At 71.4% G+C, this 25,729-nt stretch carries 24 protein-coding genes and 1 pseudogene; 17 read left to right on the top strand and 8 right to left on the bottom strand.

Annotated features, from left to right (window positions below; translation table 11 throughout):
* Positions 1 to 24: 24 nt before the first annotated feature.
* Positions 25 to 486 (bottom strand): MarR family winged helix-turn-helix transcriptional regulator, encoded by a 462-nt coding sequence (locus ACOKM3_RS37975; protein ID WP_426905810.1) that lies wholly within the window; start codon positions 484 to 486, stop codon positions 25 to 27.
* Positions 487 to 577: 91 nt separating this feature from the next.
* On the opposite strand from ACOKM3_RS37975, the gene ACOKM3_RS37970 reads away from it, so the two are divergent.
* The 4 genes from ACOKM3_RS37970 to ACOKM3_RS37955 all read left to right on the top strand — a co-directional run bounded on the left by ACOKM3_RS37970 (position 578) and on the right by ACOKM3_RS37955 (position 3,951).
* Complete coding sequence (locus ACOKM3_RS37970; RefSeq protein ID WP_426905809.1) at positions 578 to 928, top strand: antibiotic biosynthesis monooxygenase family protein; 351 nt, start codon at positions 578 to 580, stop codon at positions 926 to 928.
* A gap of 156 nt (positions 929 to 1,084) precedes the next feature.
* Entirely contained in the window at positions 1,085 to 1,339 is a 255-nt protein-coding gene (locus tag ACOKM3_RS37965) for a hypothetical protein (RefSeq protein WP_426905808.1), read from the top strand.
* Positions 1,340 to 1,507: 168 nt separating this feature from the next.
* Complete coding sequence (locus ACOKM3_RS37960; RefSeq protein ID WP_426905807.1) at positions 1,508 to 2,338, top strand: PTS sugar transporter subunit IIA; 831 nt, start codon at positions 1,508 to 1,510, stop codon at positions 2,336 to 2,338.
* Between the two features lie 38 nt (positions 2,339 to 2,376).
* Positions 2,377 to 3,951, top strand: a complete 1,575-nt coding sequence (locus ACOKM3_RS37955; protein ID WP_426905806.1) for a PTS ascorbate transporter subunit IIC — start codon at positions 2,377 to 2,379, stop codon at positions 3,949 to 3,951.
* A 91-nt stretch (positions 3,952 to 4,042) separates the two neighbouring features.
* Here the strand turns inward: ACOKM3_RS37955 and ACOKM3_RS37950 are convergent, their stop codons facing one another.
* Together ACOKM3_RS37950 and ACOKM3_RS37945 are read right to left on the bottom strand one after the other, a co-directional pair.
* A complete protein-coding gene (locus tag ACOKM3_RS37950; protein ID WP_426905805.1) occupies positions 4,043 to 5,002 on the bottom strand; it encodes a D-alanyl-D-alanine carboxypeptidase family protein in 960 nt (319 codons plus the stop codon).
* 229 nt (positions 5,003 to 5,231) lie between these two features.
* Positions 5,232 to 5,600: a winged helix-turn-helix transcriptional regulator gene (locus tag ACOKM3_RS37945; RefSeq protein WP_426905804.1), complete on the bottom strand. Its 369-nt coding sequence runs from the start codon at positions 5,598 to 5,600 to the stop codon at positions 5,232 to 5,234.
* A 127-nt stretch (positions 5,601 to 5,727) separates the two neighbouring features.
* Here ACOKM3_RS37945 and ACOKM3_RS37940 point away from each other — a divergent pair, with 127 nt between their 5' ends.
* Together ACOKM3_RS37940 and ACOKM3_RS37935 are read left to right on the top strand one after the other, a co-directional pair.
* Positions 5,728 to 6,138 carry a RidA family protein gene (locus ACOKM3_RS37940; protein WP_426905803.1) on the top strand — a complete coding sequence of 137 codons (411 nt, stop codon included), beginning with the start codon at positions 5,728 to 5,730 and terminating at the stop codon, positions 6,136 to 6,138.
* Positions 6,139 to 6,258: 120 nt separating this feature from the next.
* Entirely contained in the window at positions 6,259 to 8,277 is a 2,019-nt protein-coding gene (locus tag ACOKM3_RS37935) for a GxGYxYP domain-containing protein (protein WP_426905802.1), read from the top strand.
* 59 nt (positions 8,278 to 8,336) lie between these two features.
* Here the strand turns inward: ACOKM3_RS37935 and ACOKM3_RS37930 are convergent, their stop codons facing one another.
* Positions 8,337 to 8,933 carry a gamma carbonic anhydrase family protein gene (locus ACOKM3_RS37930; protein ID WP_426905801.1) on the bottom strand — a complete coding sequence of 199 codons (597 nt, stop codon included), beginning with the start codon at positions 8,931 to 8,933 and terminating at the stop codon, positions 8,337 to 8,339.
* A 107-nt stretch (positions 8,934 to 9,040) separates the two neighbouring features.
* Here ACOKM3_RS37930 and ACOKM3_RS37925 point away from each other — a divergent pair, with 107 nt between their 5' ends.
* Positions 9,041 to 9,355 carry an ArsR/SmtB family transcription factor gene (locus ACOKM3_RS37925; protein ID WP_426905800.1) on the top strand — a complete coding sequence of 105 codons (315 nt, stop codon included), beginning with the start codon at positions 9,041 to 9,043 and terminating at the stop codon, positions 9,353 to 9,355.
* Entirely contained in the window at positions 9,352 to 9,909 is a 558-nt protein-coding gene (locus ACOKM3_RS37920; RefSeq protein WP_426905799.1) for an SRPBCC family protein, read from the top strand. Before ACOKM3_RS37925 ends, ACOKM3_RS37920 begins: the two co-directional genes overlap by 4 nt.
* A 26-nt stretch (positions 9,910 to 9,935) precedes the next feature.
* Here ACOKM3_RS37920 and ACOKM3_RS37915 read toward each other — a convergent pair whose 3' ends face one another.
* Genes ACOKM3_RS37915 through ACOKM3_RS37905 form a run of 3 tightly spaced genes read right to left on the bottom strand, consistent with a single transcriptional unit; the run spans position 9,936 to position 13,040 of the window.
* On the bottom strand, positions 9,936 to 10,547 hold the full coding sequence (locus ACOKM3_RS37915; RefSeq protein WP_426905798.1) for a class I SAM-dependent methyltransferase: 612 nt from the start codon (positions 10,545 to 10,547) through the stop codon (positions 9,936 to 9,938).
* A 31-nt stretch (positions 10,548 to 10,578) separates the two neighbouring features.
* Positions 10,579 to 12,003 (bottom strand): MFS transporter, encoded by a 1,425-nt coding sequence (locus tag ACOKM3_RS37910; RefSeq protein ID WP_426905797.1) that lies wholly within the window; start codon positions 12,001 to 12,003, stop codon positions 10,579 to 10,581.
* Positions 12,000 to 13,040, bottom strand: a complete 1,041-nt coding sequence (locus ACOKM3_RS37905; protein WP_426905796.1) for a nucleoside hydrolase — start codon at positions 13,038 to 13,040, stop codon at positions 12,000 to 12,002. The genes ACOKM3_RS37910 and ACOKM3_RS37905 overlap by 4 nt, the downstream gene beginning before the upstream one ends.
* Positions 13,041 to 13,272: 232 nt before the next feature.
* Between ACOKM3_RS37905 and ACOKM3_RS37900 the strand changes: the two genes are divergently transcribed.
* Entirely contained in the window at positions 13,273 to 14,055 is a 783-nt protein-coding gene (locus ACOKM3_RS37900) for a GntR family transcriptional regulator (protein WP_426905795.1), read from the top strand.
* 76 nt (positions 14,056 to 14,131) lie between these two features.
* Here the strand turns inward: ACOKM3_RS37900 and ACOKM3_RS37895 are convergent, their stop codons facing one another.
* Positions 14,132 to 15,040, bottom strand: a complete 909-nt coding sequence (locus tag ACOKM3_RS37895; RefSeq protein ID WP_426905794.1) for a LysR substrate-binding domain-containing protein — start codon at positions 15,038 to 15,040, stop codon at positions 14,132 to 14,134.
* Positions 15,041 to 15,273: 233 nt separating this feature from the next.
* Between ACOKM3_RS37895 and ACOKM3_RS37890 the strand changes: the two genes are divergently transcribed.
* From ACOKM3_RS37890 to ACOKM3_RS37855, 8 genes and pseudogenes are all read left to right on the top strand, one after another.
* Positions 15,274 to 16,599 carry an MFS transporter gene (locus tag ACOKM3_RS37890; RefSeq protein WP_426905793.1) on the top strand — a complete coding sequence of 442 codons (1,326 nt, stop codon included), beginning with the start codon at positions 15,274 to 15,276 and terminating at the stop codon, positions 16,597 to 16,599.
* Between the two features lie 46 nt (positions 16,600 to 16,645).
* Complete coding sequence (locus tag ACOKM3_RS37885; RefSeq protein WP_426905792.1) at positions 16,646 to 18,793, top strand: acetate--CoA ligase family protein; 2,148 nt, start codon at positions 16,646 to 16,648, stop codon at positions 18,791 to 18,793.
* A gap of 23 nt (positions 18,794 to 18,816) precedes the next feature.
* The gene (locus tag ACOKM3_RS37880; RefSeq protein ID WP_426905790.1) at positions 18,817 to 19,962 is read left to right on the top strand and encodes an acyl-CoA dehydrogenase family protein; all 1,146 of its coding nucleotides are present in this window, start codon (positions 18,817 to 18,819) and stop codon (positions 19,960 to 19,962) included.
* Positions 19,959 to 20,728, top strand: a pseudogene (locus ACOKM3_RS37875) (enoyl-CoA hydratase/isomerase family protein). Before ACOKM3_RS37880 ends, ACOKM3_RS37875 begins: the two are co-directional and overlap by 4 nt.
* Positions 20,729 to 20,766: 38 nt before the next feature.
* On the top strand, positions 20,767 to 22,035 hold the full coding sequence (locus tag ACOKM3_RS37870) for a CoA transferase (protein WP_426905789.1): 1,269 nt from the start codon (positions 20,767 to 20,769) through the stop codon (positions 22,033 to 22,035).
* Positions 22,036 to 22,043: 8 nt separating this feature from the next.
* Entirely contained in the window at positions 22,044 to 22,793 is a 750-nt protein-coding gene (fabG, locus tag ACOKM3_RS37865; RefSeq protein WP_426905788.1) for a 3-oxoacyl-ACP reductase FabG, read from the top strand.
* Between the two features lie 46 nt (positions 22,794 to 22,839).
* On the top strand, positions 22,840 to 24,063 hold the full coding sequence (locus ACOKM3_RS37860) for an acetyl-CoA C-acetyltransferase (RefSeq protein WP_426905787.1): 1,224 nt from the start codon (positions 22,840 to 22,842) through the stop codon (positions 24,061 to 24,063).
* On the top strand, positions 24,060 to 25,679 hold the full coding sequence (locus tag ACOKM3_RS37855) for an acyl-CoA dehydrogenase family protein (protein ID WP_426905786.1): 1,620 nt from the start codon (positions 24,060 to 24,062) through the stop codon (positions 25,677 to 25,679). Before ACOKM3_RS37860 ends, ACOKM3_RS37855 begins: the two co-directional genes overlap by 4 nt.
* Positions 25,680 to 25,729: the final 50 nt, after the last annotated feature.

Raw genomic sequence — 25,729 nt, 5'->3', positions numbered from 1 at the left:
CGCCCGGCACGGGGGTCCGGCCGGTCAGCCGCCGAGGGCGTCGGCCATGCGGTCGAGGTCGGCGAGGAGGGCGGCCAGGCGCCGCTCGGGGATGGTCTCGATCATCCGCCGCTCGATGTCGTAGACGGCGGATCTGACCGCCTCGAGCCGCTTGAGCCCATCGGCGGTGAGGTGGGTGGGCAGGGCGCGGCCGTGTTCGGTGGTGGCGGGCCGGGAGACCAGGCCTGCTTCCTGGAGGTTGCGCAGGACGACGTTCACCGACTGCCGGGTGACGAACGTGGCGCGGGCGAGTTCGGCGTTGGACAGGCCCGGCCGCTCATCGAGAAGTTCGAGGCAGGAGTACTGCGGCACGGTCAGCTCGTGCTCGCGCAACGCCGCGTCCATGGCGCCGCGAAGGGCCGCGGCGGCGCGCTTGAGGCGGTATCCCACATGGTCCGTGACGTCGTCGGCGGGGTGCGGCGGCTGCGCCGGCTTCCGGTCTTCCATGTCAGTAGTTTGACATACAGGTGCGGCGCATCTACGTTCGTGATGTCAAAGTCCTGACATTGGATGCACGCTACCGCCGGAGGCGCCGACCATGAGCAGTCCCACCACGACCATCTCCGCCGACGCCGACCTGATCACGCTGGTGAACGTCTTCACCGTCCCGCCGGAACGACAGATCGAGCTCGCCGACGCCCTCGACCGGGCCACCCGCGACGTCTTCCTGGCCGTGCCCGGCTTCGTCTCCGCGAACCTCCACATCAGCCTCGACGGCCGCCGCGTCGTCAACTACGCGCAGTGGAACAGCGAGCAGCAGTACCAGGAGGCCATGCGACGCCCCGACGTCCGCGAGCACATCGCCGAGGCGGCAGCGATCGCCGAGGCCTTCGACCCGACCTTCGCGCGGGTCCGCTCGGTCCACCGACCCGACGGACAGAAGGCCTGAGAGGCCTCCAGGTCGACCCGGCACGCCGATCATGGGGCCGAGCAGGGGAACGCGTTGCTGCACGCGGGTGTCCTGTGGACGCCCCGAGGTGCGCACCCACCGGCGGTCTGCTGATCTTTTAAGTGATCGTTTGATCCCTCCCAGAAGGAGAAGTTCATGGTGCGTCGCATCGCAGCCGCTGTCGCCGTCGCCTCGGTGGCCGGGTTCCTCGCCGCCGGCCCCGCCGTCGCCGACATTGACCACAGCCGTCACGACAGCAGCCACGTGTACGACCACGCCGGGATCGCCGGCCAGGAGTTCGTCAACGTCGGCGGACGCAACGGGGTCACCGTTTCCAACTCGCTGGCCGCCCACCACAACGTCGGCGCGTGGAAGCACCACTCCCACTACCACGACTACGCCGGTCGCTGAGGGAACGTGGGGCTCCGCCCCCACGGATGACGCATGACGCAGGCGGCCCCGCTCCGGCGGGGCCGCCTCCGCGTGTGCGCACACCTCCCCGGAGGAACCTCATAACGAAGGTGTCTTCGCCCGGCGTGTCGTGCTGACACGGGACCGCCGCTCGGGACCACTGCTCGTATGAGTGAACTGAGTGACCTGATCCCCGTCGAGGCCATCCGCCTCGACGTGGCCGCCCCCGACTGGCAGTCCGCCGTGCGCACCGCCGGTGACCTGCTCGTCTCCACGGATGTCAGCACGGACACCTACACCGAGGAGATGCTCCGCAACGTCGAGGAGAACGGCCCCTACATCGTCATCGCGCCCGGCTTCGCCTTCGCGCACTCCCGGCCCTCCCCCGCCGTCCGGCGCACGGGCATGTCATGGGTCCGGCTCTCGACTCCGGTGAACTTCGGGCACGAGACGAACGACCCGGTCCACCTCGTGGTGGCACTCGCCGCCGAGGACGCCGGGGCGCACACCCAGGCGATGGGCGCCCTCGCCCGCCTGCTGGCCGACCCGGACACCTCCGCGGCCCTCGACCACGCGCCGACACCGCAGGCCCTGCGGCAGATCCTCGTAGGGGACACGACGCCGGAGCCCGAGTCGGCGGCGGCACCGGCAGCGGCGCCGACACCGGCCGACGCCGCCCCCGAGCAGTCCGCCGCCAAGGGCTCCGGGCACGGCATGCACAAGATCCTGACCGTGTGCGGCAACGGGGTCGGCACGAGCCTCTTCCTCAAGTCGACGCTGGACAAGGTGCTCGACCGCTGGAAGTGGGGCCGGTACATCACCACCGAGGCGACCGACACCATCTCCGCGAAGGGCAAGGCGTCCGAGGCGGTGGCCATCATGACGTCGCGGGAGATCGCGCGGACGCTCGGCGACGTAGGGGTGCCGGTGCGGGTGATCGAGGACTTCACCAGCACCAAGGAGGTGGACGCCGCGATGCGCGACCTCTACGACGTCTGATCCCCCGCTCCCACCGCTCCCCTCCCCAGGAGTCCCCCATGAACACCCTCGTCGACATCGCGAAATTCATCGTCAACGAGATCCTCAGCGTCCCCGCCTATCTCATCGGCATCATCACGGCCGTCGGCCTCATCGCCCTGAAGAAGACCGCGGGCCAGGTCATCGGCGGAGCCATCAAGGCGACCCTCGGCTTTCTGCTGATCGGCGCGGGCGCGACCCTGGTCACCAACTCGCTCGCACCACTCGGCACGATGATCACGGGCGCAACCGGCTCGCACGGTGTCATCCCCACCAACGAGGCGATCGTGGGCATCGCGCAGGCCGAGTACGGCTCGCGCGTGGCGTGGCTGATGATCCTCGGCTTCCTCGTCAGCCTGCTGCTCGCCCGCTTCACACCGCTCTCGTACGTCTTCCTGACCGGCCATCACATGCTGTTCATGGCAACGCTGTTGACGATGGTGATGGCCACCGCCGGTGTCACCTCATGGGTCGTGGTCGTCGCAGGCGCGGTGCTTCTCGGCATCATGCTCGTCGCGATGCCCGCCTTCGCGCATCCCTGGACCAAGCGCGTCACCGGCAACAACACCGTCGCCGTCGGGCACTTCGGGACCGCCGGGTACATCCTCTCCGGAGCCACCGGGCAGGCCGTCGGCAAGAAGAGCCGCTCGACGGAGGAGATGAACCTGCCGGAGGGCCTGCGCTTCCTGCGTGACTCGATGGTGGCCACCGCCCTGTCGATGCTGCTCATCTACATGATCATGGCCATCGTCTTCCTCGCGAAGGTCGGGAAGACCGAGGCGTTCAAGGCGTTCGCGACCGGCGGCGGGTCACCCTCCACGGGTGTCGGCAACTACCTGATGTCATCGGTCAACCAGGGCCTCCAGTTCGGTATCGCCGTCGCCGTCATCCTGTTCGGTGTCCGCACGATCCTCGGCGAGCTGGTCCCCGCGTTCCAGGGCATCGCGCAGAAGGTCGTGCCCGGCGCCATCCCCGCCCTGGACGCCCCGATCGTCTTCCCCTACGCCCAGAACGCCGTGCTCGTCGGCTTCATCTGCTCGTTCGTCGGCGGCCTTGTCAGCCTCGGGCTGCTCGTCGGCGTGTTCAAGCCCGCGTTCGGCACGGCCCTCGTGCTGCCGGGGCTCGTCCCGCACTTCTTCACCGGTGGCGCGGCCGGTGTCTTCGGCAACGCGACGGGCGGGCGGCGCGGGGCGGCGCTCGGCTCGTTCCTCAACGGTGTGCTGATCACGTTCCTGCCCGCGTTCCTGCTGGGCGTCCTCGGCTCGTTCGGCTCGGCCAACACCACGTTCGGCGACGCCGACTTCGGATGGCTCGGCCTGATCCTCGGCAACGTCGCCAAGGCGGGTGACGTCGCGGGCGTGGTCCTCATGCTCGTCGTCGGCCTGCTGATCCTGGCCGCGGCCATCACCTGGCAGAAGCGGGTCGTGGACACCGGCTGGGACCCGGGCGCCAAGCGCGCCGCGCTGCTGCCGCCGGAGGACCGACCGGAGCAGCACGACGACTCCGCGGGCGGCGAGACCCCGGTCTCCCGCACGTACTCGAAGATCGCACCCCCGGCGGGCGCCCCGACGCCGCCGCCTCCGCCGGAGGACTGACCGGCCCGCTCAGGAATCGTCGAAGGCCCGCTGAATCCCCGGGGGTTCAGCGGGCCTTCGACGCCTTCGCACGGCGTGGCGGGCGGTCCCGTCAGTGCGCGAAGCCCCAGTCGAGCACCTTCGTGGCGTCGCCGAAGACCTCCTTGTCGGCGCCGATGATCGCGCCGACCAGGGTGCGGTTGTCGCGCTTCGCGGCGAAGACCAGGGAGTAGCCGGCCTCTTCGCCGCTGCCGGTCTTGACGCCCAGGGCACCGTCGTAGGTGCTCAGCAGGTCGTTGGTGGTTTCCCAGGTGTAGTACCGGGTGCGGCCGTTGGCCGCCGGGGCCTCGGCCTCGTACTTCTTCTGCTTCACCACGTCGGCGAAGACGGGCTGGAGCAGGGCGCGCTGGCCGAGCTTGGCGAGGTCGCGGGCGGTGCTGCGGTTGTCGCCGTGCGAGATGCCGTCGAAGGAGTCGAAGTGGGTGCCGGTCATGCCCAGCTGCGCCGCCTCGGCGTTCATCTGGTTGACGAAGTCGGCGATCCGCGCCTCCGTGGTGTTCCCGACGCCGTAGTTGTCGGCGAGGGCCATGGCGGCGTCGCCACCGGAGGGGATCAGCATGGCGTGCAGCAGCTGCCTGACGGTCAGCTTGTCGCCGGTCTGGAGGTCCGCGGTGCTGGCGCCGTTCTCCTGGACGTAGTCCCGGTACTCCTGCTTGACCGTGATCTGCCGGTCGAGCCACTCCGGGTGCTTGAGCACGACCACGGCCGTCATGATCTTCGTGGTGCTGGCCATCGACACACTCTCGTCGGCCTTGGCCCCGGCCCACATCTCGCGCTCCTGGCTGCCGTCGCGGGCGTCGAGGAGGTAGGCGTGGTCGGCCGCGATGTCGGGGACGTCCTGGGTGTCCGCGGCCGGCGCGCCGTCGTTCTGTTCGGCGGAGTGCGTGGCGGCCGGTGTGGCCGCCTGGGCGATGCCACCGGCGGTGATCGGCAGGACGGCCCCGAAGAGCGCGACCGTCGCGAATCTCGCTCCGGTCTTGTGCAGCCGGTTGGGTCGGGCATGGGAACCCATGGAACGCCCCCTCCTTCCGGCGGGTGTCCGCCGGTTCGTCATGGTAAATCGATGCATCACGAACCTACTTGCCCACGACCCCTTGACGTCAAGATCGCCATGTCATAACCGGGTAACAGGCCCCACCTGCGTGAAGGCGGTGTGCAGACAAGCGGTTGATCCCGTGACTCCATCGATGCGTACGCACGGTCAACGAGTGAACCGAGCAAAGGACTTGGGCCCGATCGGCTCACTCTGCGTCGAAGGTCCGGCGTGCGCGTTCGATCTCGGGCATGTGGTCGGTGGCCCATTCCAGTAGTACGTCGACCGGGCGACGGAGTGTCTTGCCGAGGGGTGTGATCCGGTACTCGACGGCGACCGGCCGGGAGCTGAGCAGCTCGCGCTCGATGACGCCGTTGCGCTCGAGCCGGCGGAGGGTCGCGGTGAGCGATTTCTGTGTCACCGCGGGGATGGCGCGGCGCAGTTCGTTGAACCGGCTGGGCCGTTCGCAGAGTTCGCCGAGAACGCTCAGCGACCACTTGTCCAGCACCTGGTCGAGCAGCTCCCGGTGCGGGGCGGTGACGCGGAGTTCACCGTCGGGGGTGGGGGCGGTATCCATGCAGAAACCTGGTCTCGTTGAAGTGTCCTTCGTGTACCAAGTATCAAAGGTATACCTGTGAGTCGTTCGGCTCCGGGCGCGAGACATGAGCCATGTGACATGAGCAATGAGACACGAGGAGCCCTTGATGTCCGTTCACCGTTTCACCCCCGCCGGCATGCTGCAGCCCACCCCCTACGACCACGTCGCCGTCGCGACCGGCACGCGCCATGTGTACGTGAGCGGCCAGATCGCCCGCACCCCGGACGGGACCCAGGTCGCGCCGGGCGACCTCGCCGGCCAGGTCGCCCACGCGCTGCGCAACACCGCGACCGGGCTCGCCGGGGCAGGCGCGACCTTCGACGACGTGGTGCGGCTGACGTTCTACGTCGTGCGGTGGGCGCCGGAGAAGATCGACGCGTTCATGGCCGGGGTCGGCCGGGTGGCCGGGGAGTTGGGCCTGGGCGACCGACTGCCGCCGGCCTCGCTGATCGGGGTCGACCACCTCTTCGAGCCCGACGTACTCGTCGAGGTCGAGGCGACAGCGGTGCTCGACTGAGAGCCGGGCCCTCCGCAAAAGTATGTGCGTATCCCATAGACAATGCCCCGCCATCTGGTTACGTTCACCGACGGTCGACAACGATGTCAGAGTGGCCCGATCGAGGAGCAGTGAACGTCGATGGTGACACGAAGAACCGTCCTGCGGACCGGCGGTGCGGCCCTGGCCGCCGGGGCCTTCGGGATCTCCCTGCCGAACCCGGCCGCGGCGGCGTCCGTCGCCGAACGCGCCGCACCCGCACGCCTGTTGCCGTCCTTCGGCCGTCCGACCCGGCTCGACGTCGCCCACGTCGGCGGCCTGAACGGCTACGACCAGCTGCTGTTGACGACCCTTCAGGGGACCGTGAACCGTAGCGGTCCTCGCCTCTACTTCACCTTCGACGACGGAGCCGCCGACCGGCGGTGGCTGTCGAGCACCGGGGCGTCCGTCACTCAGCACGACAACGCCCTTGATCTCGTGGGCCGTTACCGTGACCGGGTGCGTGGAGCGGTCCTCGTCGACCCCGACGTGCCGGACTCCGTGAACGTCGCCACCACGCTCGCGGGGCTCAAGAACGGGGTGGCCGCGACCGCGGAGCAGGCGCGCGACCACGGCCTGAAGACCCTGGTGGACCTGCGCGGCCGCTTCGACCCGGACGACGTCCTCGGCACCTACCGCTGGCAGCTCGACAAGCTCTTCCCGCACTGCGACCACGCTCTGCTGTCCGGTCTGCCGCCGACCCGGACCGTGAGCGTGAGCGGCGTCAAGTGGCGGGAGGTGGCACGGGAGAGCGAGCGGATCCGGGACACCTCCAACCGGAAGTCGCGCACGTTCGACCTCAGCCCCGAACTGGGCGGCGACAACGATGTCTACCTCCGTTTCCAGGACTCCTTCGGCGACGACGGCTGGGGCGCCTCGGTCGGCTCCGTCAAGGTCACGGCGGACGGCAAGGAGCTCGCGTCCTTCACGCCGGGCACGGAAGGCGAGAAGCCCTATCTGTTCGACGGCCTGAACTCCTCGCTCGGCGACAAGGCGAACCGCTTCGCCGACGGCGGAGGCTACTTCGTCTACCACTTCAAGGCGCCTGCCGGGACAGGGAAGTTGACCGTCGACGTCGACCTCTGGAACCAGTACCTGGTGACCGCGACCGCCACCGCGCCCACCCGCGTCGAGCCCTTCCCCTACTTCCGGGACTACGTGGTGGCGAACCGGGCCATGGTGCTGTGGCTGCCGCCGTCCGGCGACACCGGCAAGCTGCTCGACGAGGTGCTGGCCGAGCTGGCGCCCACCACCCCGTACGCCGGATGGTTCCCCAACGACGTGGCCGGCGAGTGGGGCGGCGTGGACCGTGCCTCGCAGCACGGTGTGCCGGTCGTCGCCGCCGACTTCTACATGAACGGCACCGTGCACGCCGGTGTCCCGGCGAAGGTTTCGGGCCGCGTGCCGAAGCGGCCCAAGGCCGAGCTGCGCAACCGTGTGTACGTCACGTTCACCGTCGGCGAGGGCGACAACATCCAGTACTGCCAGCGCCGCATGCGCGACATCTGGGACGACCCCAAGCGCGGCGACGTACCGGTCAACTGGACGGTCACCCCGCTGCTCGCCGACATCGGCCCCGCCCAACTCGCGTACTACCAGAAGACCGCCACCGACAACGACCTGCTCATCTGCGGGCCCTCCGGCGCCGGTTACACCTATCCGGGCTCGTGGCCGAAGGCGGCGCTCGACTCGTACACCGAGCTCACCGGGCGCTATCTGCGGCGCACCGGCATGGACCTCGTCTACGCGTACAACCCGCGCAACGCGGACAACGACGGCTGGGTGCCGTTCGACGAGAGCGTCATGGCGTCCTTCCGGAAGAACACGCCGCTGCGGGGTGTCATCCAGTCCTGGGAGACCGGCGATCTGCAGGCCCGCCCGGCCGGCATCCCGGTGATCGGCAACTTCTACCCGCAGGGCAAGGGCGCCGACTTCCGGGACGCGCTGCTGCACCACATCGAGGGCCGCGATCCGGACGAGCCGATGTTCATCGCCGCGGCCATCAACGCGTGGAGCTGGACGCCGAGCGACATCGCGGAACTGGCGAAGCTGCTGGACGACCCGTTCGAGATCGTGCGCGGCGACGTCTTCTTCGAACTCCTCGACCGCAGCTACGAGTAGGAGGGCCTCGACGGCGAGGTAGCCGGGCGGGCACTCCCCCGCCCCGCCACCTCGGCCAGTCAGTCGGGCAGCGGCCGGTCGTCCAAGTGCGCGCCGTAGAAGTCGGTCTGACGCTCCATGACCTCCCGCATCGGGGTGCCGCGCGGCACCCCGTAGACGGTGCCGGGGAAGTCCAGGCCCTCCTGTTCCGCCCACAGCTCGTCGTGCCGGTCCGGTGAGAACAGCCGGGCGGGGTCACCGGCCGCGATCCAGCCGATGGGCACGACGGTGTCCGGGCTCAGCCGGGAGTTGACGTGGAGCACGCTGTTGATCCGCAGCTCCGAGCGTGTCCCCGCCACCGCGCCGGGGAACATCGACACCCCGGTGGCCGCGAACACCTCGTCCTCGACGCGCGCCCCGTTGATGTGCGCGTGCGGCCCGATGAGCACGGAGTCGCCCAGCACGGCGGGGTGTTGCGCCCTGCCCCGGACCAGGGCGTTCTCCATGACCACGACGTCCCGGCCGGTGCGCACCTCGCCGTCCTCCGCGGTGAGGACGGCCCCGTGCAGGACGCGTGCGCGTTCCCCCAGGACGACCGCTCCGCACAGCACGGCCGACGGGGCGACGTAGGCGGAGTCGGGGACGACGGGGCGCTTTCCACGGTGCTCGATCAGCATGCCCATGGAGCGTAGGGCAGTCGGGGACGGACGGCACGCACCCGCACCCGGCCCTCCTCCCCGTATATGCCTTGACAGGCATATACGGGGAGAGGAATATGAAGGTCATGTCCGTCGATACGTTCTCCGTGCTGTCCGAGCCGACCCGGCGTCGGATTCTCGACCGGCTGCTGCGGGCCGAGAGCAGTGTGACCGAGTTGGTGGAGGCGCTCGACGTCAGCCAGCCCACGGTGTCCAAGCAGCTGAAGGTGCTCAGGGAGGCCGGCTTCGTCACCGTCCGCACGGACGCGCAGCGGCGGATCTACCGCATTCACGCGGGCCCCTTCCAGGCGCTCGACGACTGGCTTCAGCCCTATCGCGCCCTGTGGGACCGGCACCTCGACGCCCTTGAGCGCCACCTCGACAACCTGGAGCAGCCATGACCCCCGACGACGACACCTACCGCCCGAGCCCGCTCGCCCAGGTGGACTGCACGGCGACGGAGGACCGCTGGACGCTGGTCTTCACCCGCGATCTGCGGCACGCGCCCGAGAAGGTGTGGGCCGCGCTGACCGAGCCCGCGCAGCTCGCCGCATGGGCGCCCTACACCGCGGACCGCGACCTCTCCGCGGCGGGCGACGCCACGATCACGATGATCGACGACGAGAAGCCCCAGGACATGACCGCCGAGGTGGTCCGCGCCGAGCCGCCGACGCTCCTCGAGTACACCCTCGGCACCGACCTGTTGCGGTGGGAGCTGGCCGCCACCGACGCCGGCACCCGGCTGACGCTGCGGCACACCGTGCAGGACCGTGACTGGATCCCGAAGGTCGCGGCGGGCTGGCACCTCTGCCTCGACGTGGCGGAGAAGCTGCTCGAAGGCCACCCGATCCCGCCGATCCGCGGCGCCGCGGCGATGGACTTCGGCTGGGCCGAGCTCAACGACCAGTACGCGCGAAGGTTCGGCATCCCCGACACCGGGCTGCCGGACGCCTGAAGCAGGCGAGTTGGGCCTACGTGGCGTCAGGAGCCGAGGCGGTGGACGCTGACCGCGTAGCCGCCGTCGTCGTACGGCGCGGCGTCCCACGTGGCGAACCGGTCCACCAGGGTCAGTCCGGCCGCCTCGCAGCAGGCGTCGTACTCCGGGAGTGTGATCGTGGGCGGCACCGGCAGGTGGGCCGCGTCCAGGCCGAAGCCCGCGACCAGCAGGCCGCCCGGGCGCAGGGCCCCGGCCAGGCGTTTGACGACCGTGGCCTCGGTGCCGGGGGTGAGCAGCGGCAGGACGTTGCCCGCGGCGACCACGAGGTCGAAGTCCGCCGCGATGCCGAGCGCGGTCGGGTCGAACTCGGCCAGATCCGTTTGGAACCAGGGCAGTTGAGGCGCCCGATCCCGTGCCACGTCGAGCATGGAGGCGTCCAGGTCGATGCCCACGCAGTCGTACCCGAGCTCCGCGAGCCGGATCATGACCCGTCCGGTGCCGCACCCGGCGTCGAGCACCCGGGCCCCGGCGGGCACGAGGGCGGCGCAGAGCGACGCCTCTCCGTGCATGTCCTTTCCGCTGCGCGCGAGCGCCGCGAAGCGGGCGGCGTACTCGCCCCCGGACTTCCCACCGGTCAGTTCCTGCCAACGACTCATGAGATCGACTATAGGTCGCCCGACCTCCCGATCACGCCTTGGCCTCGCCCCCGCTCTCGCTCGTCGGAAGGCGCAGGACACATGCCGCGAGCAGGGCGAGGAAGGTGAAGCCCGCCGAGATCCACAGCGCCTGTTCGATGCCGCCGAGCGTGCCGGATCCGGCCGCCGGGGCGACGAGTGCGATGCCGACCGAGGAGCCGATGCCGAAGCAGGCCGCGTTGATGCCGGGGACCGCGCCGGGCGCGTCCTTCGGGGAGACGACGACACCGAGCGCGTTGAGGGGTGTCATCGCCAGGCCGTTGTACGCGATGCCGAGGGCGCAGGCCGCGGCGAAGAGCAGCCACCGGTTGTCCGGCAGCAGGGCCGTGCCGAGCAGGATGAGGAGGCTCAGCCCGAGGCCCGTGCGCAGGAGCACCAGCCAGCCCTTGCGCGGCGCCAGCCACCCGGTCAGCGGCGCGGAGAACAGGCCGATGGCGGCGGGCGGGGTGAGGTAGAGCAGGGAGGAGAGCGTCGCGCTCATCCCGTAGCCGAACTCCCCGTCCTGGCTGAGCAGGACGAACGTGAAGTTGATCGCGGAGAAGACACCCATCAGCGTCAGCAGGGTCGTCGCGAGCAGCGGCCACACCTGACGCGAGCGCAGGTGCTCGACGGCGATGAGCGGGGCGGTGCGGCGCTTCTCCCACTGCCAGAAGACGACGAGCAGGGTGAGCGCGACGAGCAGCAGGGCGAGCGGCAGCGGCGCCGACCAGCCGTGTGCGGAGCCCTTGCTGAGCGCGAGGTTGACGCAGACGAGCGCGGCGGACAGCGCGGCGGCGCCCCACCAGTCCATCCGCCGCCCGTCCTTGGGCGCGGCCTCGGGCAGGAAGCGCAGCACCAGCACGATCGCGGTCAGGCCGACGACGAGGATGGCGCCGAAGATCCACCGGAAGCCGACGGTGTCCGCGACGATGCCGCCCACCAGACCGTCGAGACCGCCGACGCCACCGTTGATGGCGGTGACGAGCCCGAGGGCCGGGCCGAACCTGGCGGGGCTCATGGTGTCGCGCAGCAGCATGTACGTGACCGGGAAGGTGGCACCGGAGGCGCCCTGGAGGATGCGCCCGGCGATCAGCACGGGAACGCTGGGTGCCAGGGCGGCGATCAGCGCGCCGAGGCACATCGTGACCATCGCGGCCAGCAGGATGCGGCGGCGTCCGACGCGGTCGCTGAGCCGGCCGAGGACGACGCCCGCGACACCGCCGACGAGGAAGAACAGGTCCTGGGCGCCCGCCACTCGGGAGGCCGAGACATCGAATTCCCTGGCGATCTCGGGGAGCGCGGGGGTGACCATGGAGGCGCCGAGCTGGAACGCGATCACCGCGACGATGAGCGCGGTGAGCAGCAGAGCGTGCGACCTCCCGCGGCGGCCCGCGTCCCCGGCGTCCCCGGCGGTCGCCGCGGGGGCCGTGCGGCTCACGAGAGGGCTCCGGTTCCGGCGGCGGGCAGAGCGGTTCCGACCGGTGCGCCTCCGGCCGGTACGTCTGCGGCCGGTACACCTATGGAGTTGATCCGCTCCACGAGGCGGTCCGGGAACGTGCCGTCGGTCTCCAGCAGGACGCGGGCGTTGGCCTCGTCCGTACGCGGATAGTCGCGGTACATGCCCCGGGCGTCGGCGACGAGTTCGCCGCGCGCGGGGCCCTGCGTGGTGTCGACCGTGACATGCAGGACGGGCGCCTGGACCGGCGTGAGGTCGCCGACGGCCATGGCGGCGGCCAGCGGGTCGTGGCAGGCCGAGGCGCGGAACGGGAACACGATCCGCTCGTGGAAGTCGAAGTAGACGTCGAGGGCGTCGGCGGCGAAGCGGGCGGCCGGTGTGCCGTGGGCGCGCAGCCGGTCCTGGTGGGCGGGGGTGAGGCGCTCGCGCATGGTCACGTCGAGGGGGACGATGGTCAGCTCCCACCCTGCGGCGAGGACGCGCGCGGCGGCCTCGGGGTCGTTGCCGATGTTGGCCTCGGCGCGGGCGCCGATGTTGCCGGGGTGGTGGACGGCGCCGCCCATCACCGTGACGTGGCGGACGAGTTCGGGGAGCCGGGGCTCGCGCTCCAGGGCGTGGGCGAGGTTGGTGAGGGGCGCGGTCGCCAGGATGTGCAGGGTGCCCGGGGACTCGTGCGCGGCGTCGATGATGAGCTGCACCGCGTCGCGCCGGTCGAGGTCTGCGGTGGGCGGCGGGAGCTGGATGTCGCCGATGCCGTTGTCGCCGTGCACGTGGGTGGCGTACTCGGGGTCCGCGCCGGTGAGCGGGGTGGCGGCGCCGGCCGCGACGGCGATGTCGGTGCGGCCCGCGAGTTCGAGCACCTGGAGGGTGTTGATCGCGGCCTGTTCGGCGCTGGTGTTGCCCGCGACGGTGGTGACACCGCGCAGGTCCACGCCGGGCGTGGCGGCGAGGTAGAGGAGGGCGAGGGCGTCGTCGACGCCCGTGTCGCAGTCCATGAGCAGGGGCAGGGGGGCGGTCATCGGGGGCCTTTCCGCGGGGAGGGGTGCACATCCGGCTCGGCACCGGTTGCCGAACACTCGGCATCAGTTGTCAGACAACTGAAGTCTGCGGTGGAGCGTAAGTACGGATCGTCGCGCTGACAAGGGGTTGATTTCCCGTATTGACCGGCGTATTGGCTCTGGTGCATGCTCGTCGTGACCCCGAGCCCGGCCCGGTGGATGTATGACCACTGGCGGCCGGAGAATGGTTGACATGACCGAGAGGCCCCGCCCCATGACCGCACGTGCGGCTCACCGCCGACCGCCCCGCGTCGAGCTGTACGAGCGGATCGTCGCCGCGATCCACGACGGCACCTTCCCGCCCGGTTCCGTGCTGCCCTCCGAGCCGACGCTCGCCGGGGAGCTGGGTGTGAGCCGTCCCGCGCTGCGCGAGGTGCTGATCCTGCTCCAGGAGGACGGGGTGATCACCCGCAAGCACGGGGTGGGCAGCCGGGTCAGCCATCAGCTGCCGCCGCGCGGCCTCGAACGCCTCTCGCCCGTCGAGGACCTGCTCGACACCACGCACGTCGACGGCCGCCGGCTCGCCGCCAGCCGTGACCTGCCCACCGACTTCTCCGCCCACCACCTGCGGCTGTCCGGCAGCGACAGCACCTGGTTCTGGGAGACCCTGCTGGCGGCGGACGGCGTGCCCGCGTGTTTCGCGCACGAGTGGGCCGCCGACGACGACACCCTCGCCGAGGTCGTCCCCGATGGGCCCGCGCTCCTCGACCGCACGGCCGACGCGAGCGGGGGCGGGGGGTGCGACCGCAGCATGAGCGCCGTCCTGCTCGCCGCCACCGACGCCCCGCTCACCGGCCGCAGTACGGTCGGCGCGACCCTGCTCGGCGAGGAGCGCGGCGCGGCGATGGAGCGGTCCGCGCAGACCCCGGCGACGCTCGTCACGCAGGTCGTGTCCTGGGGCAGCCGGCCGCTGTTCGCCGCCAAGTACCTCTACCCGGCGGGCGCCCCGCTGCTCCACGTCCGCCAGCGCCGCTGACCGCCGCGCCGCTTCCCGGCGGGCGGGAACCGCACGGCCCGCCGCCCCACATGGTCACCACCCGCGGCCCGCTGCCTCACGTGCCCGGCGCCCCCGGCGCGCAGTCCGCCGCGATCTCGTCCAGCAGATCGATCAGCGCGTGCAGCGCCGGGTTCGGGTCGCCCGCGCGCCACGCCAGGGCGAGCGGCAGCGGCGGGATGTCGCGGGCCGGGATGAGGACCACGCCGGGGACCTTGAGGTGACTGGCGGAGGACGGTACGAAGCCGATGCCCACACCGGCGCCGACCAGCGTCAGGATCGTGTGCGTGTCGGGCGCCTCCTGGACGATGCGCGGGCTCGAACCGTGCGCCAGATACGCGCTGTGGATCAGGGCCACGATGCCCGCGCCCCGGTTGGTGGGATGGCTGATGACGGGCTCGTCCTGGATGTCGTCCATGCCTATCTCCGCGCGCGTGGCGAGCCGGTGGCCCACGGGGAGGGCCACCACGATGCCGTGCCGGGTCAGTTCGCGGGCCTGGATGCCGGTGCCCGCGACCGGCAGCCGCATCAGCCCCGCGTCGATCCGGTCGTCGGAGAGCAGGGCCACCAACTCGCCGCCGTACACCGGTCCGTTGATCTCCAGGCGGACGCGCGGGCGGTGTTCGCGGAACTTCCGGGTCATCAGGATCAGCACCTCGTGGGAGGTGGGTCCGCTGAACCCGAGGCGCACGACCCCGGTCTGTCCGTTCGCGGCCCGGCGGGCGGCGAGCGGCGCCTCCTGCACGGCCCGCAGCGCCCGCCGGGCCTCCGTCAGGAACGCCTCCCCCGCCGTCGTGAGCGCCACCTGCCGCGTCGTGCGGCGCAGCAGCGCGACGCCGACCTCGTGCTCCAGGCGCTTGATCTGCTGGGACAGCGGCGGCTGCGAGATCCGCAGACGCTCCGCCGCCCGCCGGAAGTTGAGCTCCTCCGCGACCGTCACGAACGACTGCAGATGCCGCAGTTCCACATGAACTCCCGTTCGGGTCCGGCCGGTTCCACGCACCCGGCGCCGGGTGCGTCCGCGCAGGTCACCGGTGATTGTGTCGCGCAGCCGAATCAACGGTAGGCAAATTTGGTGTTAGACGAAACCATTCGGCAGCCATAGCTTCCCTGTGAGCGCGATCACGTTGATTCTCAACGGAGTTCTCCTGCCCACGCCCGGACGACGACGTCCGTGGCCCACCGGAAGGACGGGACCAGATGCCGAGCAGACGGCTTCCCGCAGAGGAGAAGATGGCCCGCAGGGCGGGCTGGGCCTCCTACCTCGGCTCGACGATCGAGTGGTACGACTTCTACGTCTACGGCACCGCCTCCGCCCTGGTGTTCGCCCCGCTGTTCTTCGCCGACGTGCCCCCGACGGTCGGCGTGCTGCTGTCCTTCGTCACCTTCTGGGTCGGCTTCCTGGCCCGACCGCTCGGCGCCATCCTCTTCGGCCACCTCGGCGACCGCCTCGGCCGCAAGAAGGCGCTCGTCGCCACGCTGCTCCTGATGGGCGTCAGCACGGTCGGCATCGGGTGCCTTCCGACGTACGGGCAGATCGGTGTGGCCGCGCCGGTCCTGCTCACCGTGTTCCGTACCGTGCAGGGCATCGCGCTCGGCGGTGAGTGGGGCGGCTCGGTCCTGATCACCACCGAACACGCCAAGAAGGAACGCGGGTTCCTGTTCGCGGCCTTCGCCCAGCAGGGCTCGCCCACCGGCCGCATCCTGGCCACCCTCTCCTTCCTGGCCGTCGGGCGGCTCTCCGACGAGGCACTCCTCGCGTGGGCCTGGCGGATCCCGTTCCTGGCCTCCGCGCTGCTGGTCATCATCGGCCTGGTGATCCGGCTCAGCCTGGAGGAGTCCCCGGCGATGGTGTCCCTGCGGGCCGCCGACCAGACCGTGAAGGTGCCGGTCGTCACCCTGTTCCGGGAGCACTCCAAGCTGCTGCTGCTCGGTGTCGGCGCCGCGTTCACCGTCTTCGCGATCGTCTACGCCCGTGACACCTTCGCCCTGTCCTGGGCGACCGGCGAGGTCGGCATGGGCCGGCAGGACTTCCTCACCGTCATCCTGGTCGCCAGCATCGTGCAGTTCTTCGTGCAGCCGCTCGGCGCCCTGCTGGCCACCCGCTGGGGCGTGCGCAGGGCCGTCACCGTCATCCTGGCCTGCCAGATCCCCACGATCCCGGTCATGTTCGCCCTGATCGGCACCGGGAGCTTCCCGCTCGCCGTGACCGGCGCGGTCCTCGCGACCATCCCGGACGTCATGTACTACGCGATCGTCGCGGGCATGTTCGCCCAGGCCTTCCCCGCCAAGGTCCGCTACACCGGCATCTCCACGGCGTACGGGCTCGCGGGCGTACTCGGCGGCCTCGCACCGGTCATCCTTCAGTCGCTGCTGTCCGCCTCCGGAACGATCGTGCTTCCGGTCCTTTTCGTCGTCGTCCTCGGCTCGATCTCGCTCGCCGCGGCCCGCGCCTTCCTCACCCTGTCGGCCAGAACCGTCGACAAGGAGCAGCGGACCGAGGCCTCGCCCGCCGCCTCCAACTGACCTTCGCCCACGCGTACTTCGTGTCTCGCAGTCCCGAGGAGGAACCGTGCAGCAGCACGCAGACCGCCCCCGCACCGACGACGCCCTGAACTCGCTCCTGCACCCCCGCTCCATCGCGATCCTCGGCGCCTCCGACACCCCGACGAAGCTGTCGGGGCGGCCCGTCGACTACCTCAAGCGGTTCGGGTTCACGGGCCGGATCCTTCCCGTCAACGCCAAGCGCGACCAGGTGCAGGGCCTGACCGCCTACCGCGGCCTTGACGACATCGACGGGGACATCGACCTCGCCATGATCATGCTGTCGGCCGAGCAGTCCGCCGACGCCGTCCGCGCCTGCGGCCGGCGCGGCATCCCCGCCGCCATCCTCGGCGCCTCGGGGTTCGCCGAGGTCGGCGGCCGGGGCGTGGAGTTGCAGGAGGACCTGAAAGCCGCGATCGCCGAGAGCGGGGTGCGGGTGCTCGGCCCCAACTGCCTCGGCATGATCGCCTCCCGCGAGCGGGCCCTGCCCACCTTCACCTCCGCGCTCGACGAGGACGCCGACCTGGTGGAGGGCCCGATCGCCTTCCTCAGCCAGAGCGGCGCCTTCGGTGGCTTTGTGTTCAACGCCGCCCAGAACCTCGGCATCGGGATATCCCACTACCTCAACACCGGCAACGAGGTGGACCTTTCGGTCGCCGAACTGGTCGAAGGCCTGGTGCGCAGCGACGATACGGAGGTGATCCTCGCCTACCTCGAAGGTGTCACCGGTGGCCGCCGTCTCCTGGACGCCGCCCGGGAGGCGCACGAGCGGGACAAACCGATCATCGCCGTCAAGGTCGGCCGTTCCGAGGCGGGCGCCCGCGCCGCCCAGTCCCACACGGCCTCCCTCGCCGGTGAGGACGCCGTCTTCGACGGGGCGAGCAGGCAGTACGGCATCCTGCGCGTGGACGGTCCCGAGTCCATGCTGGAGGCCGCCCAGATCTTCTCCACCGGCCGCCGCGCGGCAGGGCGCAGGCTCACCTCCCTGTCCGTCTCCGGCGGCGCGGGCGCCCTGATGGCCGACGCGGCGGCGGGTCACGGCATCGAGGTCCGCGCCTGGGACGAGGAGTGGCAGCGCACCATGGCCGCCGCGATCCCCGTCTACGGGTCCCCGCGCAACCCCGTCGACCTCACCGGCAGCCTCATCGCCGAACCCGACATCCTGCGGCGGTCGTTGAAGGTTGCCGTCGAGCATCCGGGCACCGACATGATCGCCGTCCTCCTGGGCTGCGCGGACAACTGCGCCGACACGCTCATCGAGGCGCTCGACGAGGCGTACCGCTCGACCGACCGCCCGTTCGTCGTGGTGTGGACGGGTGGCAGCGGCCGCCCCCGCGCCCGGCTGCGCGAACTGGGCATCCCCTGCTACACGGACCCCGCTCAGGCCGCCCGCGCCCTCGGGCTCCTCGCCGACTTCAGTCTGCGGCCCGCGCTCCCGGCGCCCGTGCGGCCCGCCGACGTCGACACCAAGGCCGCGCGCGCCGTCGTCTCCCGTGCCCGCGCGGAGGGCCGCACTCAGCTCGACGAGTACGAGTCGACGCAGCTCATCGCCGCCTACGGGGTGCGGGCCGCGGCCTCGCGCCCGGCCGCCGACCCGGACGAAGCAGCAGCCGTCGCAGAGGAGTTGGGCGGGCCCGTCGCCGTGAAGCTGCTGTCCGAGCGGATCGGGCACAAGAGCGACATCGGCGGCGTCCGGCTCGGCCTCGACGGCGCGGACGCGGTGCGCGAGGCCGCCGAGGATGTGCTGCGCATCGCCCGCGAGGCCGGCGTGGACGACGCCCGCGTCCTCGTCCAGCGGATGGCCGAAGGCGGCGGCACCGAGCTGATCGTCGGGGTCAAGAACGACCCGGTGTTCGGGCCCGTCGTGGTCACCGGGCTCGGCGGCATCCTCGTCGAGGCGCTCGCCGACAGCCGGGTCGCCGTCGCCCCCGTCGACACGGCGGGCGCCCGCCGCATGCTTCAGTCCCTGCGCGGCAGCCGTCTGTTCGGCGAGGTACGAGGCAAGCCCGCCCGCGACGTCGAGGCCGCCGCCGACACCATCGCGCGGCTGTCCTGGCTGGCCGCGGACCTCGCGGACGAGCTCGCGGAGCTGGACGTCAACCCGCTGCTGCTTGCCGCGGTGGGCGAGGGCGCGTCGGCGGTGGACGCGCTGGCACACCTGACCCCGATCAACTGACCGGCACGGTAAGGAGATTCACGATGGAAGCCGAGGAGTTCGAGGCGGTCGTCGCCGCCGTCCACACCCTCGTACGGGAGGACGTGGTCCCGCGCGAGGACGAGATCGAGGAGACGGACGCCATCCCGGAGGACGTCCGCCGCAAGGCCGTCGAGATGGGCCTGTTCGGGTACACGCTGCCGGAGGCGTACGGGGGTCTCGGGGCGAGCCTGTCCGAAGACGTCCGGCTCGCCTTCGAGTTCGGGTACACGACGCCGGCGTTCCGCTCGATGTTCGGCACCAACAACGGCATCGCCGGCAAGGTCCTCGACAACGCGGGCACCGAGGAGCAAAAGAAGCACTGGCTGCCCCGGCTCGCCGAGGGCGCCGTCGCGTCGTTCGCGCTGACCGAGGCGGAGGCGGGCTCGGACCCGTCGGGCCTGACCACGCGCGCCGTCCGGGCGGGCGACGGATACGCCATCAACGGAAGCAAGCGGTTCATCACCAACGCGCCGCTCGCCGACCTGTTCGTGGTCTTCGCCCGCACCGGCGAGGAGGCGACCGGGACGAAGGGCATCTCCGTGTTCCTCGTCGAGGCGGGTCTTCCGGGCGTCACGGTCGGCCCGAAGGACGCCAAGACCGGGCAGGCGGGCGCCTGGACCGCCGAGGTGTTCTTCGACGACGTACAGGTCGACAAGGGCGCGCTCGTCGGCGGCGAGGAGGGCGCGGGCTTCGGCACGGCCATGCAGTCCCTCGTACGCGGCCGTGTGCACATCGCGGCACTGTGCGTCGGCATGGCCGAGCGGATCCTGGAGGAGTCCGTCGCCCACGCGGCGACCAGCAAGCAGGGTGGCCGCCCCATCGGCGAGTTCCAGCTCGTCCAGGGCATGCTCGCCGAGATCCAGACGGGTGTGCTCGCGGGCCGGGCCATGGTCCTCGACGCCGCCGAGAAGTACGACTCCGGCGAGGACCGCAGGATCCGTCCTTCGGCCGCCAAGCTGTTCTGCTCCGAGATGGTCTCCAAGGCCGCCGACCTGGCCGTACAGATCCACGGCGGCATGGGTTACATGCGCGGCACGGTAGTCGAGCGCTGCTTCCGCGACGCCCGGCTCTTCCGCATCTACGAGGGCACCAGCGAGATCCAGAAGGTCATCATCGCCAAGCAGCTGCTGCGGCAGGCCCGGTCATGATCGAACCCGCAGTGGACGTGCGCTGCGAGGGCCCGGTCCACACCCTCACCCTGAACCGGCCCGCCCGGCGCAACGCCCTCGACCTCGCCGACCGGCGCGAACTGCTCGCCGCGCTACGGGAGTCCGGGCAGGATCCGGAGTGCCGGGCGATCGTGCTGACCGGTGCGGGCGAGGTGTTCTGCGCGGGCGGTGACATCCGCTCGATGTCGCAGGACCCGCGCGTCGCCCGCGAGCGCCTCGCCGTCGTCAACGACGTGGCCCGGGCCCTGGTGTGCTCGGCGAAGCCGGTGGTCGCCGCGGTACGCGGCGGGGCGTACGGGCTCGGTCTCGGGCTCGCCGCGGCCTGTGACTACGTCGTGGCCGCCGACGACGCCCGGTTCGTGGCCTCCTTCGCCAAGATCGGGCTCACCGCCGACTCCGGACTCAGCTGGAGCCTCGCCCAGCGCGCGGGCCGGCCCGCGCGAAGGAACTCATCCTGTTCGCCGAGGACTTGGACGCTCACGAGGCCAGGCGGATCGGCCTGGTCAGCGAGATCGTCGAGAGCGAGAAGGTGGCCGTGCGGGCGTGGGAGCGGGCCGAGCGGCTCGCCGCCGCATCCCCCGCCATGGTCGCCGCCACCAAGCGGATCTTCGCGCAGGAGGCGCAGGACCTGGACGCGGCCCTCGACGCGGAGGCCGCGGCGCAGGTCGAACTGCTCGGCGGCGAGGGCTTCGTGGAGGGCCGGGCCGCGTTCCTGGAACGCCGCCGCCCGGTCTTCCCGGCCTGAGCCCGATCCCGTTCGCACGAGGAATGAGAGGAGAACGCATGCCTCGCCCAACGGCGTCCCGCTCCCGTCCCCTTGAGGGCATGCGGATCGTCGAGCTCTCCAGCTACGTGGCCAGCCCGCTCGGCGGGATGACGCTGGCCCAGCTCGGCGCCGACGTCATCCGCGTCGAGCCGCTGAACGGCGCGCCGGACCGCACCCGGCACCCGCTCGCCGACAGCGGTACGAGCCTGTACTGGTCCGGCCTGAACAAGGGCAAGCGGGCCGTCGAGGTCGACCTGCGCAGCGAGGAGGGGCGCGAGCTCGTCGCCGGCCTGGCCACCGGGGGCGGCCCGGGCGGCGGCATCGTGCTCGCCAACTCCGAGCGTTATCAGGACCTTTCGTACGAGGCGCTGGCCGCCCGTCGCCCCGATCTGATCCACGTACTGCTCACCGGCCGTCGGGACGGTTCGGCCGCCGTCGACTACACCGTGCAGGCCGCCACGGGCTTTCCCCAGCTCACCGGCCCCGAAGACGCTTCTGGTCCCGTCAACCACCTGATGCCCGCCTGGGATGTCGCCGCCGGCCTCTATCTCGCCGTCGGTCTGCTCGCCGCCGAGCGCCACCGGTCGCGTACCGGCGAGGGCCAGCAGGTCCGCGTCGCCCTGGAGGACGTGGCCCTGGCGACCGCCGGAAACCTCGGCTACCTCGCCGAGGCCCAGCTCGACCGCGCTCCGCGCACCCGCGCCGGGAACTACGTCTACGGCACCTTCGGCCGCGACTTCGCCACCGCCGACGGCGGCCGCCTCATGGTCGTCGCCCTCACCACCCGGCACTGGCAAGGGCTGTTGGGCGTCACCGGTCTCACCGACGCGGTCGACGCCGTCGGCCACGCGCTCGGCGCCGACCTCTCCGACGAGTTCGAGCGCTACACCCACCGCAAGGTCCTCGGCGAGCTGCTCGCCGGCTGGTTCGCGGCACACACCCTCGCCGAGGCCCAGGAGGCGCTCGCCCGCACGCGGGTGCTGTGGTCCACCTACCGCAGCTTCACCGAACTGGCAGCGAACGACGCCCAGTTGCTGCGCGAGAACCCGCTGATGGCCCGCGTCGGCCAGGACGGCGTCCCCGCGCACTGGGCACCCGGCTCCCCCGTCGTCATGGACGACACCCAGTCCACGCCCGAACCCTCGCCCACGGTCGGCCAGCACACCGACAAGGTGCTGCGGACCGAACTCGGCCTGGGCGACGCCGAATTGGAGAAGCTCGGCGACGCGGGCGTCATCCGCCCCCGCCGGGCCGCGCACCCGTTCACCACGACCACAGGGAGCTGACGACACTCATGGCAGCCAAGGCACTTCTGGCCGACAAGACCGCGGTCATCACGGGCGGCGCCCAGGGCATCGGGCTCGCGATCGCCAAGGCCTACGTCCGCGAGGGCGCGAAGGTCGTGCTCGGCGACCTCAACCTGGAGGCCGCGGAGGCGGCCGCCAAGGAACTCGGCGGGCCCTCCGTCGCGCATGCCGTCCGCTGCGACATCACCGAGGCCGCCCAGGTCGACGCCCTGATCCAGGCTGCGATCGACACCTTCGGCTCACTCGACGTCATGGTCAACAACGCCGGCATCACCCGTGACGCCACCATGCGCACCATGACCGAGGACCAGTTCGACCAGGTCATCGACGTCCACCTCAAGGGCACCTGGAACGGTACCCGCAAGGCCGCCGCCGTGATGCGCGAGCAGAAGCGCGGCGCGATCGTCAACATCTCCTCGCTGTCCGGCAAGGTCGGCATGGTCGGGCAGACCAACTACTCCGCCGCCAAGGCCGGCATCGTCGGCCTGTCGAAGGCCGCCGCCAAGGAGATGGCCCACCATGGTGTGCGCGTCAACGCCGTCCAGCCCGGCCTGATCCGCAGCGCCATGACCGAGGCGATGCCGCAGAAGGCCTGGGACCAGAAGATGGCCGAGATCCCGATGCGGCGCGCGGGCGAGGTCGAGGAGGTCGCCTCCGTCGCGCTGTTCCTCGCCTCGGACCTGTCCTCGTACATGACCGGAACCGTGCTGGAGGTGACGGGCGGCCGGTTCATGTAAACACGGTCCACCGAACGTCCCCCACCGACCCGCCAAGGAGCACCCCATGCGTGAAGCCGTCGTCTGCGAACCCGTCCGTACGCCCATCGGCCGCTACGGCGGCATGTTCACATCGCTGACCGCCGTCGACCTCGGCGTCGCCGCCCTCAAGGGCCTCCTCGAACGCACGGGCCTCAACCCCGAGGCCATCGAGGACGTCATCCTCGGCCACTGCAACGGCAACAGCGAGGCGCCCGCCATCGGCCGCGTCGTCGCCCTGGACGCGGGCCTTCCCGTCACCGTCCCCGGCCTCCACCTCGACCGCCGCTGCGGCTCGGGGCTTCAGGCCGTGCTCTACGCCGCTCAACAGGTGCAGACCGGCGCGCACGAGGTCGTCGTGGCGGGCGGCACGGAGTCCATGAGCAACGCGGCGTTCTACTCGACCGACATGCGCTGGGGCGCGAGGGGCGCCGCCATCCAGCTGCACGACGGCCTCGCGCGCGCCCGCTCCACCGCCGGAGGCCGCAACTACCCCGTCCCCGGCGGCATGTTGGAGACGGCCGAGAACCTGCGCCGCGAGTACGCCATCGGCCGCGAGGAACAGGACCGGCTCGCCCTCGCCTCCCACCAGCGCGCCGTGCGGGCGCAGGCGGACGGCGTCCTCGGCGAGGAGATCGTGCCCGTGAAGGTCCCCGGACGTCGCCCCACCGACGAGGGCACCGTCATCGACACCGACGAACACCCGCGCGCCGACACCTCGTTGGAGTCCCTCGGCCGCCTCAAGCCGATCCTGCGCCACTCCGACCCGGAGGCCACGGTCACCGCGGGCAACGCGAGCGGGCAGAACGACGCGGCCGCGATGTGTGTCGTCACCACCCCCGAGCGCGCCGAGCAGTTGGGCCTGCGGCCGCTCGTACGCCTCGTCTCCTGGGGCGTGGCCGGAGTGCCGCCGAAGACGATGGGCATCGGCCCCGTCCCGGCGAGCGCGGTCGCCCTCGACCGGGCCGGGCTCACGCTGGCCGACATCGACCTCATCGAGCTCAACGAGGCCTTCGCCGCGCAGGCGCTCGCCGTGATGCGCGAGTGGGAGTTCGGCGAGAAGGACCTGGAGCGCACCAACGTGCACGGCTCCGGCATCTCGCTCGGCCACCCGGTCGGCGCCACGGGCGTGCGCATGCTCGCCACTCTGTCGCGCGAACTCCACCGCCGCGAGGCCCGGTACGGCCTGGAGACCATGTGCATCGGCGGCGGCCAGGGCCTGGCGGCGGTCTTCGAGCGGGTGACGTCGTGACCACTGCACTTGTGCGTGCGACGGCGCTCGTCGAGGCGCTGGAGGAGGTCGTCGGCAAGGCCTCCGCCCGCCTCGCCGCGGCCCCCGCGACGGACGAGGACCAGACCGTCCCGTACGACATCGCCTCGGTGTCCTCTGCGGTCGCCGCCGCCCGCCACCTCCTCGACCTGGGCGCGCACAGCGCGGCCGAGGCGGATCTGGCGCTGCTCTTCGCCGCCGACACGGCCGCCGATCTCGCGGGCCGGACGGCCGGCCGCGAAGCCCTGTGGGGCATCGACGGGACGACGGTGCTCGACGCGGCCGCCGAGCACGTCGCGGCCGGGCGCGCGCCCGCGTTCCTGGACACCGTCGCCGAACGCGTCCTCGCGGCAGGCGGCGAGGCGGCCCCGCGCCACCTCTCCGACGAACTTCAGCTGGTGCGCTCCACGTTCCGCGACTTCGCCGAGGCGAAGGTGAAACCGGTCGCGGAAGCCGTCCACGCGGACGACCGGGACATCCCGGACGACATCATCGACGGCCTCTCCGAGATGGGCTGCTTCGGGCTGTCCATCCCCTCCGGGTACGGCGGCTTCGCCGAGGGCGGCGCGGACGAGCTGCTCAGCATGGTCGTGGTGACGGAGGAGCTGTCGCGGGCCTCGCTCGGCGCCGCGGGCTCACTGATCACCCGGCCCGAGATCATCGGCACGGCGATCGCGCGCGGCGGCACGGAGGAGCAGCGCCGCCGCTGGCTGCCACGCATCGCGTCCGGCGAGAAGCTGTGCGCCGTCGCCGTCACCGAGCCCAACCACGGCTCGGACGTCGGCGGCATCACGACGACGGCCGTGCGCGACGGCGAGGACTGGATCCTCAACGGGGTCAAGACGTGGTGCACGTTCGCGGGGCGCGCCCATTACCTCCTCGTACTGGCCCGTACGCAGCCGGACCGCTCTGCGGGCCACCGCGGCCTGTCCCTGTTCGTCGTCGAGAAACCGTCGTTCCCCGGCCACGAGTGGCAGGTCGCGCAGGACGGCGGCGGTTCGGCTGAGGGCCGCGCGATCCGCACGCTCGGCTACCGCGGCATGCACTCGTACGAGGTCACCTTCGACGGGTTCCGGGTCCCGGCGGACAACCTCATCGGCCTCGACGAGGGCCTCGGCCGGGGCTTCTATCTGCAGATGCAGGCCTTCGCCAACGCCCGCCTGCAGACCGCGGCCCGCGCGGTCGGCGTCATGCAGTCGGCCCTGGAACTGGCTGCCGACCACGCACGACAACGCCCCGTCTTCGGCCACCCGCTCACCTCCTTCCAGCTCACCCGGACCAAGCTGGCCCGCATGGCCGCCCACATCGCGGCCTGCCGCGCCTTCACCGCCACGGCGGCGCGCGCCATCACGGCGGGCGACGGCGTGCTGGCCGCGGCCCAGGTCAAACAACTGGCCTGCCGGGCCGCGGAATGGGTCACCCGCGAGGCCCAGCAGCTGCACGGCGGCTACGGCTACGCCGAGGAGTACGCGGTGTCCCGCCTCTTCGTCGACGCCCGCGTCCTGTCGATCTTCGAGGGGGCGGACGAGGTGCTGGCCCTCCGGGTGATCGCGCGGCAGCTGTCGAAGGGGGCGCCCCCAACCACCCAAAGGACATAGACCCCGCTTATGGGCTCATAGGGAACAAGCGGCTACCGGCCCGGGCGCCA

The sequence above is a fragment of the Streptomyces nidicola genome (genome assembly GCF_050106155.1).
Classification (GTDB): domain Bacteria; phylum Actinomycetota; class Actinomycetes; order Streptomycetales; family Streptomycetaceae; genus Streptomyces.
Note: the sequence above shows the minus strand (reverse complement) of the source record. Positions and strands in the feature narration are given on the sequence as shown.

Bases quoted from the DNA above. Each gene is read 5' to 3' on its own strand.
- ACOKM3_RS37975 (WP_426905810.1), bottom strand. From the start codon at position 486: ATGGAAGACCGGAAGCCGGCGCAGCCGCCGCACCCCGCCGACGACGTC.
- ACOKM3_RS37970 (WP_426905809.1), top strand. From the start codon at position 578: ATGAGCAGTCCCACCACGACCATCTCCGCCGACGCCGACCTGATCACG.
- ACOKM3_RS37965 (WP_426905808.1), top strand. From the start codon at position 1,085: ATGGTGCGTCGCATCGCAGCCGCTGTCGCCGTCGCCTCGGTGGCCGGG.
- ACOKM3_RS37960 (WP_426905807.1), top strand. From the start codon at position 1,508: ATGAGTGAACTGAGTGACCTGATCCCCGTCGAGGCCATCCGCCTCGAC.
- ACOKM3_RS37955 (WP_426905806.1), top strand. From the start codon at position 2,377: ATGAACACCCTCGTCGACATCGCGAAATTCATCGTCAACGAGATCCTC.
- ACOKM3_RS37950 (WP_426905805.1), bottom strand. From the start codon at position 5,002: ATGGGTTCCCATGCCCGACCCAACCGGCTGCACAAGACCGGAGCGAGA.
- ACOKM3_RS37945 (WP_426905804.1), bottom strand. From the start codon at position 5,600: ATGGATACCGCCCCCACCCCCGACGGTGAACTCCGCGTCACCGCCCCG.
- ACOKM3_RS37940 (WP_426905803.1), top strand. From the start codon at position 5,728: ATGTCCGTTCACCGTTTCACCCCCGCCGGCATGCTGCAGCCCACCCCC.
- ACOKM3_RS37935 (WP_426905802.1), top strand. From the start codon at position 6,259: ATGGTGACACGAAGAACCGTCCTGCGGACCGGCGGTGCGGCCCTGGCC.
- ACOKM3_RS37930 (WP_426905801.1), bottom strand. From the start codon at position 8,933: ATGCTGATCGAGCACCGTGGAAAGCGCCCCGTCGTCCCCGACTCCGCC.
- ACOKM3_RS37925 (WP_426905800.1), top strand. From the start codon at position 9,041: ATGTCCGTCGATACGTTCTCCGTGCTGTCCGAGCCGACCCGGCGTCGG.
- ACOKM3_RS37920 (WP_426905799.1), top strand. From the start codon at position 9,352: ATGACCCCCGACGACGACACCTACCGCCCGAGCCCGCTCGCCCAGGTG.
- ACOKM3_RS37915 (WP_426905798.1), bottom strand. From the start codon at position 10,547: ATGAGTCGTTGGCAGGAACTGACCGGTGGGAAGTCCGGGGGCGAGTAC.
- ACOKM3_RS37905 (WP_426905796.1), bottom strand. From the start codon at position 13,040: ATGACCGCCCCCCTGCCCCTGCTCATGGACTGCGACACGGGCGTCGAC.
- ACOKM3_RS37900 (WP_426905795.1), top strand. From the start codon at position 13,273: ATGACCGAGAGGCCCCGCCCCATGACCGCACGTGCGGCTCACCGCCGA.
- ACOKM3_RS37890 (WP_426905793.1), top strand. From the start codon at position 15,274: ATGCCGAGCAGACGGCTTCCCGCAGAGGAGAAGATGGCCCGCAGGGCG.
- ACOKM3_RS37880 (WP_426905790.1), top strand. From the start codon at position 18,817: ATGGAAGCCGAGGAGTTCGAGGCGGTCGTCGCCGCCGTCCACACCCTC.
- ACOKM3_RS37870 (WP_426905789.1), top strand. From the start codon at position 20,767: ATGCCTCGCCCAACGGCGTCCCGCTCCCGTCCCCTTGAGGGCATGCGG.
- fabG (WP_426905788.1), top strand. From the start codon at position 22,044: ATGGCAGCCAAGGCACTTCTGGCCGACAAGACCGCGGTCATCACGGGC.
- ACOKM3_RS37860 (WP_426905787.1), top strand. From the start codon at position 22,840: ATGCGTGAAGCCGTCGTCTGCGAACCCGTCCGTACGCCCATCGGCCGC.